The sequence below is a fragment of the Tamlana carrageenivorans genome (assembly GCF_002893765.1).
Lineage (GTDB): Bacteria > Bacteroidota > Bacteroidia > Flavobacteriales > Flavobacteriaceae > Pseudotamlana > Pseudotamlana carrageenivorans.
The window spans coordinates 2,739,052-2,750,790 of the sequence record NZ_CP025938.1 but is presented as its reverse complement, the minus strand read 5'-3'; the positions used below and the strand labels follow the sequence as shown (position 1 = coordinate 2,750,790).

The following is an 11,739-nucleotide window of genomic DNA, read 5'->3' as shown; positions in this document are numbered from 1 at the left end:
AAAAAGTGCCTTTATGAAAAACTAATTAAATCCGATTTAGAAGAAAATTTAGCTTGTCGAAATAGTTAACTATTGCATTTTGTATTTCGACAAGCTTATATAACAAGTATGATTCTTTCTACTCTTAAAAGTTTTTTACACTATAAAAATTACTTTTCAATTTTAACCAGCGACATTTTACCATTAAAAGGCTTAGTACCCTTTTTGGACAACGCTTTTTGAGCACTATTAAGCCCATCATAATTTTCATAGTAAATGTAATATTTACTCGTATTCAAATCGAAGAAGAAGTTAATATCCTTTTGCCCTGACGCAACAGCTTTTCTAAGGAATTCATCTCGCTTATCTACATCGGAATGCACAGCCACAACAAGGTAATACCCCTCTTCCACATTATTAATACCTTTAAGAATTTGAATGTTACTCAACTCTTCACCATAATCAAAATCTTCGGCAGTTAAAGGAACTGAACTTACTGGCGTATTTTGCCTAATGACATTAAGCGCAGCTCTATCTTTTTCATATCGTTCTTGATCATTATCGTAAAGGGCACGTTTAATACGGCGTTTACGCTCTTCTTTAATTTCTTCTTTTAATTCTTCAATTTTAAAGATAGAACCTTCTCTAATTTGGAACACTTCAACTTGTTCCGCCTTCAATTCTGCAATACGTTTTCTATAGAATTTATTTGTTGCATCATTAAGATCTGGAACTTCTTCAAGACGTTCTTTATAAATTCGATCTAGTCGTCTAATTTTATTGTTTTGAGCAGCAACAACATTATCTATTTCATTTTTCAATGCTTCTAATTCTCTATTTTCGGCCGATATACTTCTAAAAGCTTTCGGGGCCATAACAATACCTTGCTCACTTAAGTTGTTTTCTTCAATTAAATCGTCAAGATCTTTTTGCTTAAGCGCTACTTTTTCTTTTAATTTTTCAATAAGTGCTTTTTGCTCCTTACTAGACTCCATGACCGATCTTGCTACATCATTCATTAATTTTGTAGCTTCATCAGTAGGTACGATAGCTTTCAATTCTTCCTCTTTTTGAGCTTTCAATCTGGCTTCTTCTGCTAAACGAGCTTCTTCTTCTTGTCTTAAGCGCTCTGCCTCGGTTAAAGCCAAAGCATCTTGCTCTTCTTGTAATCGTTTTGCTTCAGCTATTCTAGCCTCTTCCTCTTTTCTCAAACGTTCAGCTTCAGCTAAAGCAGCAGCTTCCTGCTCTGCTTTTATTCGCGCTGCTTCGGCTAAACGGGCTGCTTCCTCTTCTTGTCTTAAACGCTCTGCTTCGGCTAAGGCTAAAGCGGCTTGTTCTTCTTGCAGTCGTTTTGCTTCGGCTATTCTAGCTTGTTCCTCTTTTCTCAAACGTTCGGCTTCAGCTAAAGCGGCAGCTTCCTGCTCTGCTTTTATTCGCGCTGCTTCTGCTAAACGCGCCTCTTCTTCCTGTCTTAAACGCTCTGCTTCGGCTAAGGCTAAAGCGGCTTGTTCTTCTTGTAATCGTTTTGCCTCGGCTATTCTAGCTTGTTCCTCTTTTCTCAAACGTTCAGCTTCAGCTAAAGCGGCAGCTTCCTGCTCTGCTTTTATTCGCGCTGCTTCGGCTAAACGGGCTGCTTCCTCTTCTTGTCTTAAACGCTCTGCTTCGGCTAAGGCTAAAGCGGCTTGTTCTTCTTGCAGTCGTTTTGCTTCGGCTATTCTAGCTTGTTCCTCTTTTCTCAAACGTTCGGCTTCAGCTAAAGCGGCAGCTTCCTGCTCTGCTTTTATTCGCGCTGCTTCTGCTAAACGCCCCTCTTCTTCTTGTCTTAAGCGTGCTTCCTCTGCTAAAATAGCTTCTTCTTTCAAGCGTTTCTCTTCAGCAATGCGTTCTGCCTCCGCCTTTTCAGCCAATCGATCTGCTTCCACTTTTCCATTCAATGCTGCCGCGGCGGCTGCCCTCTGTTCTTCAGCAAAAGCTGCCGCTGCTGCTGCTTCAGCTGCACGTTGCTTTTCTAAGGCATCAGATTTTCTTGGTAAATTTTTAGGCGTTGCACTTTGAGTGACCTTTCTCTTGTTTCTATTTTTAGTTTCGGAAATAAACAATCCATCTTCCTCTTCATCGCCAAAATAATCATAACGATCTTTGGCCTTGAATCTATAGGCTAATGATATATCATGTGAATTTCCTAAAGCAGAAATATCACCAAGACCACTTTCATAATTGTATTCTATGGCAATTTGTGATGTAATATTTAAACCAACACCAGCCGAAAACCCATAAAAACTATTGTAGCCCGCTTGCCCCCAAAATCCTTTAGGTACCATGAGCATGACAATTCCAGAAAATACAGTTTGATCGGTTTTGAATTCAGATCGTAATAAAGCTGAAAACCTACTATCTCTAAAATAACCTCGAGTATTCACATACCCGGTATACATGCCATGAACTTGAATTCCTTGTTCAGGATTTTCTTCTATCATGGACGAAGAAGTTAAATTGTAAGCCACGATATTGTTTAATGACACACCAAAATCGAAAAACTCTGTACCATAATTGATTCCTGGGTTTATAGTAACAATTGAATTTGATGGTATGTTATTCAACGACGGATCTGGAGTATTTGAAATGATGGATCCATTTTTAATGCTGCTTCTATAAAACCCTAGGTTCATTCCAAAAGTTAAATTCCCAGAACGATTTACAACAATATTATAGGCAAAATTGGCCATGCCTCCAAAGGTGGTTAATACACCATAATTTTGTTGAAATAAACTTAAACCAGCTCCTATACTTTCTTTAAATCTTCCTGAATAGCCAAAAACAAAAGTTTCTGGAGCATTGTCGAATTGCGCCCACTCCTTTTTATTGTTAATTGAAATATATCGATGACTTTCTCTTACAAAACTAAAAGTAGGATGGATAAAAGTTCTATTAAATTTTAAAGAATTTCTAACAGGAATATTTAAAGCCACAACACCATCGTCTTGTGCAGAAAATTGTTGTACGAAGAAGAAAAACAACAGAATATAGAGCAGGTACTTTTTCATGTTATTTTATTACTGTTAAAGATCCTTTTCTTGTACTTCCGTTTGAAGTCGTTATGATATAATAATACACTGGATTAACACTTTTAAAATCGATAGCATCCTCGGGCCAATTATTCAAATAATCATTAGTTTGAAGTACCGTTTTGCCCTGTGGACTTATAATGGTGACTTCTGTATTAGTCCCAGAAACATATTCCTTAGGAATTACCCAAGTATCGTTTATACCATCGCCGTTAGGGCTAACAATATTAGGTATTTCAGGCACATCTGGAAAATAGTTTTCTCCGCCTGAAACGGTAAACAAATATTCAGTAGAAGCCACACAACTACCTGTAGACGACGGTTGCGAAACCACTACTTTATAGCTTCCAAATTGATCGACCACAAAACTATTGCTTGTTTCTCCTGAAATTTGAGCATCGTTGCGATACCATGTAAAAGTAGGATTAGAAGCATCTGTAGTAATGGTAACAAGAATAGACTCATCATCCTCCAGAACATTATCCTCCTCTAGAAGAACACCGCCAATACTACTAGAAAAACCAGAATTATCCAATATTATGTTTGCGGTAGCTGTACAGCTTCCTAAATCTACATTTACAGCATAATCTCCTGAGTTATTGGTAATATAAGTTTGGTCGGTTGCGCCATCAATAGGCAAACCGTCCTTACTCCATTGATAACTATCGCCAGCAGTTGCGGTTAAAGTCGTTGGCCCATCACTCATACAGAATGGATTACCTAAACTTGAATTGATAGATACCGTAACGCCTGTGGATATTTCGTTAACCGTAACACGGTTAGAATACGAATTAGAAGTACAGGTTCCATAATTAGTTTCAACAAAATATTTCCCTGAGGTTGTTACATTTAAACTACTACCATGAGCAACAAACTCTTTAGTAGTTGCACTCGTTTCTCGATACCAGTTATATGTTAATGAAGGGTATTGCAGTGGGGAATCGTTATTTTCATCCCCAGGATTATCAATGGTTAAAAGATAACTTCCGCCCGAACAAAAATTAGCTGTCGCTACTAAATTATTAATTGTAAACGGACTGTCCTGCAATTTATAATACGCAGGAAATGCATTAGAACCAGAGCTAGTTGCCGCAGGTTCCGTACTCTTTACACGAACTTTATAGGATTCGCCAGAGACCGTTTTAGGGACAGCAAAAGTTATGGTTGCTGGAGATGAAACTATAGCTCCGGCTGCAGATGTAAAAATAACCTCACTGTTTGCAAAACTTCCTTCGGCATCGGAAAGCTCTAAAATAAATTGATTAGATGTACCAAGTGCGGTTTCTGGTGAAAAAGAAAAAGAAATACTATATTCATTAAATCCATCACTAGCACAAGCCTGATTAAAACCAATTAAATTAGGCTTCGTTATAACAACTTGTCCTTGTACTACATTAGAAAAAATTAAAAGGAAAAAAGTAACAATATGTACTAGCGTGAAATTTTTCATTTGAGGTTTTCCCATAAAAAGACATAAAACTCACTCATCACTGCAACGAATAAAACGTTGTTATGACTTATACATCATATAGTTTGTTTAAACAAACTATATGATGTAAGCTATAAGTTTTAGATAAAATGTGTAGAACGATTTGGGTTAGTCAGGTTTGTTTTATCTACTCTAATTATCTTAAATAGTTTCCATTTATTATTAATAATAAAAAGGATTTTTAGTTTGAATCAGAATCGTTTGATGCAATAATTTTATTAATACGCAACCTATAATCTGGTCTTCTAAGATTGTTTATTTCAATAAAAGTTTCGGCATCATGACCTTTTGAATACACATTAAAAAACGCGTGGTTACCATACCAATTTTCTAAATCTTCATTATTTGCATTATTTTCAACAAAAATGTTTCCATTACAATTATTGAAATACATATTTGTAAATTTTATTTTATCCAAGCTTTCTTGGTTAATTTGAATTTTATTTTCAAAAATTACAGCTGGATTAAATCCGGATATTACACTTTTATTCATATCCAGCGATGCGTGTTCTCCAACATACACACCTTCTTTCACTAAACCCATTCTAATATCCTCTCTTAAATCTTTAGAAGAATTTAAAACGGTAATATTTTGAGCTTTAACTACTGTTGATGGTTTAGAGAAATCTACTTCCTGTCTTTCACTATAAGCGACCACTTCTAAACTTTTAGCACCACTGCTACTTGAAACGTATGGAGACCTAACAGCTAAAGAATTAATTAGCTCACCTTGAACACCATAATTAAATTTATAATCAGTTTGAGTAGATTTGTAAGACACAAATTTATTTAAGACCACATTGCCTCCCCAAATTTCTACCGAGTTTCCTCCAGAATTACTAACCATAACGTTTTCCAAAACAGTCTCCCTTCCTACTCCAGCCAACATCAAACCGTTAAAGTTCAAACCCGATTTAACACGGCTGCCTGCGTACTCAATTCTTACATATTTAAGCAGTCCTGAGTTAGAATTTGGATTTTCACCACCAAAATTAGTATGCGCATAATTTGCTGGATCAAGTCTGGTGTAAAATGAAGCCACAGAACCGTTACCAAATTTATTAGTTGCCGCATCACCAAGAATAATTACACCGCCCCAATCACCAGATTTTTTAACACGACGATTGGACGTAAAAATAATTGGATCTGTCTCCAATCCACTAGCAACGATGCTTGCACCTTTAGCAATTGTTAAAGAAGCTTTACTAGCATAATCCCCAATAATCACAGTTCCTGGCTCAATTGTTAGCACAGCATTATTAGTAACGAATATACTCCCAACTAATAAATAAACATGCCTTTTAACTAACCGTTTATCCTCTGTAATGTTTCCTGTTAAAATCTGAGTGGGCTCCACATGGTCATCTTGACCATTAGACTGAAAGTCTGTCCAATTATTAAGCCAGTTGTCTTTTCCTATAATTCCTTTCTCTTGTTGAGCCACAACATTTGCAAATACAAAAAGGAACATGAAAACGGTAAGGGTAATTTTTTTCATAGTTAAAAGATTTATGATTAAAACCAAAGTATGATTTTTAGATCAATAATTAATCAAATTTAATAAAAAACCCACGAAATACCAATTATTTCGACTAAATACACAAAATAAGTTTGTTTTCAAGGAAATACTATCGACGAAATACACACTTATACCTTAAAATTTGTCATTTTTTCTTTTAAACACAATTTTATAAAAAATCGCAGTTATTAACTAATACCAACTTTTTATTTTATAATTAATAATTAACAAGTTGTAAAACTATAGTCTAACACCTTTTCTAAACTAGAAATGCTACCTAAGTTTAAAACTTAGGTAGCATTAATAAATAATGTTTATATAATTTAATGAAATAATAAATTAACGATACTCATTAAAAGTATGTAATGACTTCATAATTTCTTCATAAAACAAAATACCTGAAATTAAATTTCTAGTATCCGCATATGGTAAGTATTCATTCAAAAAGAAGGTTGTACTATTAACGTACTCATCTGCCGCTTCTAATTGATTATCCAAAGCCTTAACGTTAGCACTATTTGTAGGAATCCCCAAAGTAACCATAGTAACCCCAGGTTTTGTCGCAAATGCAATATAAGGTAATATTCTGGTTAGAACAGTGTTACGCTCTCTATACAGTGCTAATACTTCACCTTTCGCCATTCGCTCTAACTCTTCAATATTATGATATTTTTTTATCTTAACTTTGTCACTAATGATGCTTTTTGGACCATCAGACTTTTGAGCAAAAGAAATGCTCGATACTAGGAATAGGCCAAAACCTAGTAAGATTAATTTAATTCTCATGTTAAAGATTTTAGGGTTAGTGCAACAAATTTATGTAATTAACCGAAATTACCAAGCGTTTTATCGGCTTTTTTTATTTTTTTTTACGTATTCTAACCAAAAAAAGCTAAAAATTCGATGAAATCACAATAATTAGGGCTGAACAGCGTTAAAGTGGATTGGATTTGCTTTTTCGAAATTTTTGTTTTCTAAAAAAGGCTACAAAAGCAACCACTACCACTAAGATTATTATAACATAAATAAATTTGGGAATAGGTAAAGGATCACCTGCTGCATAACTATGTAATCCTGACAAATAATAATTAACCCCAAAAGAGGTCATAATAATAGATCCAAAAGCAAACACACTAGAAGTGTTCAGCACATACATGCTTTTTAAACCAGGAATTAACCTTAAGTGTAATACTACAGCATATACAATTATACTAATTAAAGCCCAAGTTTCTTTGGGATCCCAGGCCCAGTAGCGTCCCCATGATTCATTAGCCCAAACACCACCAAGAAAAGTTCCAACCGACAATACAAACAACCCAATAGTCATAGAAATTTCATTAATATAACTCAACTCTTTGATACGTATATCAATTTCCTTCTGTGTTTTTTCAGTTTTAAAAATCATTAATAAAAGCGCCATAAAACCTAAAATTGCTGAAAGTGCTAGAGGCGCATAACTACTAACAATGGTTGCAACATGAATTTTTAACCAATACGATTTTAATACAGGCATTAAATTGGTAATTTCCGGACTTAACCAATCTAAATAACTCACAAACAATAAGGCTCCTGAAAACAATGTCGCTAATGGCAATGCAAAATCTGACTTTCTAAAAGTCATCAAACCACATAGTAACAATACCCAAGACACAAAAACAAGCATTTCGTAACCATTACTCCAAGGGGCGTGCTGTGCCACATACCATCTTAATATAATATTTCCTGTAAAAGCAATAAAACTTACGAGTGTTAATATTATCATTAGGTTCCATGCAAAATCTATAATCTTTCCTTTAGTGAACACTTTTAATACAGCTAAAAATAATAGAAGAACTCCTAAAGTAAAGAAAACCTGAAACAGCCAAAAATTTAAGTTAAGCTCATTATACCACAACTCGGCTTCTATTCTTTTTCGGGATGGAATAATGTCTTTACCCAAAACATCTTGGAATGTTTTGATATACTCCAATTTTTCGCTGGCCGCAACCCAATCTTTTTTATTAACATCATTAAAATAACTTGGAATAATTTTTTGTGCAAATTGTGCGTCCTCCTCTGGGAAATCTAAAAAATCATACGTTTGACTATGCCATTTATTGTTTTCATCATTACTATTAGGAAACACCTTTAAATAATTTCCAGAAAACACATTATACAGGATATTAAAGCGTTCATCAACTTTTATAACTTCTTTATCAAATTCACTTCGTTCGGCAGGTTTCTTTTTATTAGCTACCTCAACAACCTCGCCCAATCTATATTTACCTTTTTCATCTAAGAGCCCTACAAAGGAAACCAAACCGCCCTCACTAACTTCTAACGCTTTAAACACATCGCCTCCTTTTTCAACATCAACCTTTATTAAAGGAATATATTGCCAAATATTAGAAGCCGATTGCATGGCAAGAAAAGCTTGATTGGCACTTAAAGAAATGCTTTCCCCGTGTTGAGAAAATTTAAAATATGGCTTTCTGGTTAGTTTTCTTAAGAATTCTGAAGCTAAAGTGTTCATTGGTTTTATTCGCCCATCCAAATCCTGAACCATTAAACGACCAAACATTTCGGCATGCTGCTCATCAACCTCCAACTGTTTTATCGTTTGAATGTTTATTTCCGGAGTTTTATTTTGGGCAAAACTTCCTAAAGAACAACATAAAAAGATTAATACTAAGGTTACGCTTTTCATTTTAAGTTTTTTCAACTTATTATTAATCATCCAAAAACGTGAGTTTTTATTAAAAAGCGTAAAAAACATCCCTATCATCATTAAAAAATACCCTAAATAAGTTATGTTGGTACCCAGGGCGTCATGGTTTACAGCTAAAACAGTTCCGAGTTCATCGGTATCATAACTCGCTTGAAAGAAACGAAACCCTTCGTAATCTAACACATGATTCATGTATATACGATACGGCATAACCTTATCTCCATCAATAACACTTATTTCACTAGCATAAGCCGACGGACTCGTAGAACCCGGGTAACGCTCTAGTTGAAAGTCATTTAATTTAATTGAAAATGGGGTGATAATGGGTTCTGCCCCATAGGACAACGATACTTGAATGTTATTAACATCAAGTTCGTGTTTGGTTGGTAAAAAACCTTCCCTATATAATAAAGTACCAGTTTTTGTTTTATCCCCTACGGTAACATCTACAAGTAAAGCATCGTCTTTTTGTTCATCATTATCTTTTGGTTTTTCAGAAACAGATATTAGACCAATTTTAGCCTTAGGATGATAAGATAGAGGCACAAAAGAGGCATCACCATCCCGATATAAGGTTCTAAGCGCTATGTTATGAAGGCTATCTTTAACAATGGTTCCAGCCGTTTCGGTTGCCATCACAAAAGTGCTTAAATTTCTAGGGGACCGTATTTTAAACATTCCGTCCTTTTCGGTGATATTAATCACATCGGCTCGATCCACCTCAAAACCAATTTTATGTTGATGTTCACCGATACTCTCTATTTCTCCTTTTTCCAAATACACGGTTTCTCTTCCACTTCCAGCAGACACTACCATTTGAATTAACGGTTTACCATCATCTACATCATCTATAATTTCTGGAACAGCATCCGCTATAAATTCATTATAAGATATGGTAATTGGGAGATTTTGAAAATCCGTTTTTATTTCAAAATCATTATTACTTATTGGTGAAAAGTTGATTTTTTTACGAAGTGTTTTCGTTTTTTCTCCATTAGAAAGATGAACGTGTAAATAATTATTCGTGGAAATTATCATATTTGAAGAAGCACCTTCACGAATTCGCATAACACCACCATAAGAAGCGTAACGGGTAATACCTGCACCTATTAAAATAATAATAAAAGCTAAATGAAAAGTCAATACCGACCATTTTTCTAGGCGCCATAATCTGTACTTATAAATGTTCATTACAAAACAAAGTCCTAAGCCCAGCATAACAACTTCAAACCACCAAGAATCATAAATTATTTTCCATGCTGTTGCTGTTCCGAAATCATTTTCAATAAAAGTGGCGGTAGCCATAGACACCGCAAAAATTAATAAAAGTAAAACAGCTAATATAGGAGAGGCAAATACGCGGTAGATTTTATTCATATATAAATAGGTGACCTTATTTTAAATTGAAAGATACCTTATTATATAAAACAAGGTATCTTTCGTATAAATAATTTTAAGAAGTGTTAATTTTTAGTTCGTTGCAGAAACCGCATTGATAGGCATATTGTCTTCTCGTTTTTTGGCAGCCTCAAGCCATTTTGGCAATAAATTCTTTTTGAATGCTTCTTTTTCTGCTCTTAATTTTTCCATATCTAACCCAATATATTCCTGAGCTTTTTCTTTAGTAGAAATATCAGGCATTTCTACAGGCGCGTTATGACCTAAATCTGCTAAAAGTCGTGCTAATTTTACGCGTGCCTCTTGAGCAATCACTAAACCACCAGCAATAACTCGAGCCGTTTCAACTGGGGAATGGAAAGAAGCACCGTGTGCAGCCGCAGAATAATCCCAACGCCATTGTCCATGACGAATATCGGTTAATATAGGTTTCATCTGTGCCTCGGTAGCACCAAGATCCCAACATTTTTTAGCTTCAACATGAGCTTTTACTAATAACCCTTCTAACTTTACACGATTTTCAGTCGCTTTTCTTTGGCGCTCATAGACGTTCTCAATCAGCTTACTTGATTCTTCTCTATGGCACACTTGACACGCATTAGACGTGTTATTTAAAGGCGATTGAATGTGGTGATCTGTAAATTTTTGTCCGCCCTCACTCTTATAAGGCATATGGCAGTCGGCACAAGACACACCACGATCGGCATGCACACCCGTTGTAAATGTTTCATAACCGGGATGTTGCGCTTTCAACATTGGCGTTTTACTAAGTTTATGAGTCCAATCTGAAAATTCTAAGTTATCATAATATTTCTCCATATCTTCCACGGTCATACCATCTTTCCAAGGAAAAACGAGATATGGTACACCTTCTTTACCCGGTAAATTTTTATTAAAATAATATTCAACATGGCATTGTGCACAAACCAAAGAGCGCATTTCATTATGGGTCGCTTGATTGATATCTTTACCCATAGCATCGAAAGCCTCAACCAGAGCAGGTCTGGTAATACGCAACTTCATAGTTTTAGGGTTATGGCAATCGGCACAACCAATAGGATTTACAATTTCTTCCCCTTTATCGGCCCACTTTCCGCTATAAAACTCGGCAACACCAATTTCATTCATTAAGCGTGGCACATCTGGACTCTTACAGGTCCAACAAGTAGAAGGCATTGGTCCGTCTCCTTTTCCTTTAGGGCCTCCAGTACGTAAGGTATTATGAATATCTTCAACAGCATAGGCATGCCCTCTCCCCTGATTATAATCTTTAGAAAATCCATAACCTGCAAACAACACCACTAAATTCGGATCTTCTTCAAGTACATCTCGCATCGCAGATCCTCCTTGCATAGACGCAAAAGTGGTATCTAAAGTTTGCATATAGGATTGATATTCTAAGGGGAAATTTTCACCCCAAACTTCATTTCTAGGTTCATTTTCGGCAATATTAACCTGAGGAACATATTTATATTTAGCTTCAGATTTTCTATTGACAATACTTGAAGCCAAAAGCCCCAAAAGAAATACGACAATAATGGTTACGATAAATAAGACTTTGTTTTTCATCTGTTGTACTTTT

At 35.3% G+C, this 11,739-nt stretch carries 6 protein-coding genes; all 6 read right to left on the bottom strand.

Features of this window, described 5'->3' with window-relative positions:
- Positions 1-149: 149 nt before the first annotated feature.
- Positions 150-3,023 carry a PorP/SprF family type IX secretion system membrane protein gene (locus tag C1A40_RS12230; protein ID WP_102996133.1) on the bottom strand — a complete coding sequence of 958 codons (2,874 nt, stop codon included), beginning with the start codon at positions 3,021-3,023 and terminating at the stop codon, positions 150-152.
- Between the two features lies 1 nt (position 3,024).
- Entirely contained in the window at positions 3,025-4,494 is a 1,470-nt protein-coding gene (locus tag C1A40_RS12225; RefSeq protein ID WP_102997207.1) for a T9SS type B sorting domain-containing protein, read from the bottom strand.
- Between the two features lie 220 nt (positions 4,495-4,714).
- Positions 4,715-6,031: a hypothetical protein gene (locus tag C1A40_RS12220; RefSeq protein ID WP_102996132.1), complete on the bottom strand. Its 1,317-nt coding sequence runs from the start codon at positions 6,029-6,031 to the stop codon at positions 4,715-4,717.
- A 360-nt stretch (positions 6,032-6,391) separates the two neighbouring features.
- Complete coding sequence (locus tag C1A40_RS12215; protein ID WP_102996131.1) at positions 6,392-6,838, bottom strand: hypothetical protein; 447 nt, start codon at positions 6,836-6,838, stop codon at positions 6,392-6,394.
- A 148-nt stretch (positions 6,839-6,986) separates the two neighbouring features.
- Entirely contained in the window at positions 6,987-10,136 is a 3,150-nt protein-coding gene (locus tag C1A40_RS12210; RefSeq protein WP_241910405.1) for a cytochrome c biogenesis protein, read from the bottom strand.
- A gap of 93 nt (positions 10,137-10,229) precedes the next feature.
- Positions 10,230-11,726: an ammonia-forming cytochrome c nitrite reductase gene (gene nrfA / locus C1A40_RS12205; RefSeq protein ID WP_102996130.1), complete on the bottom strand. Its 1,497-nt coding sequence runs from the start codon at positions 11,724-11,726 to the stop codon at positions 10,230-10,232.
- Positions 11,727-11,739: the final 13 nt, after the last annotated feature.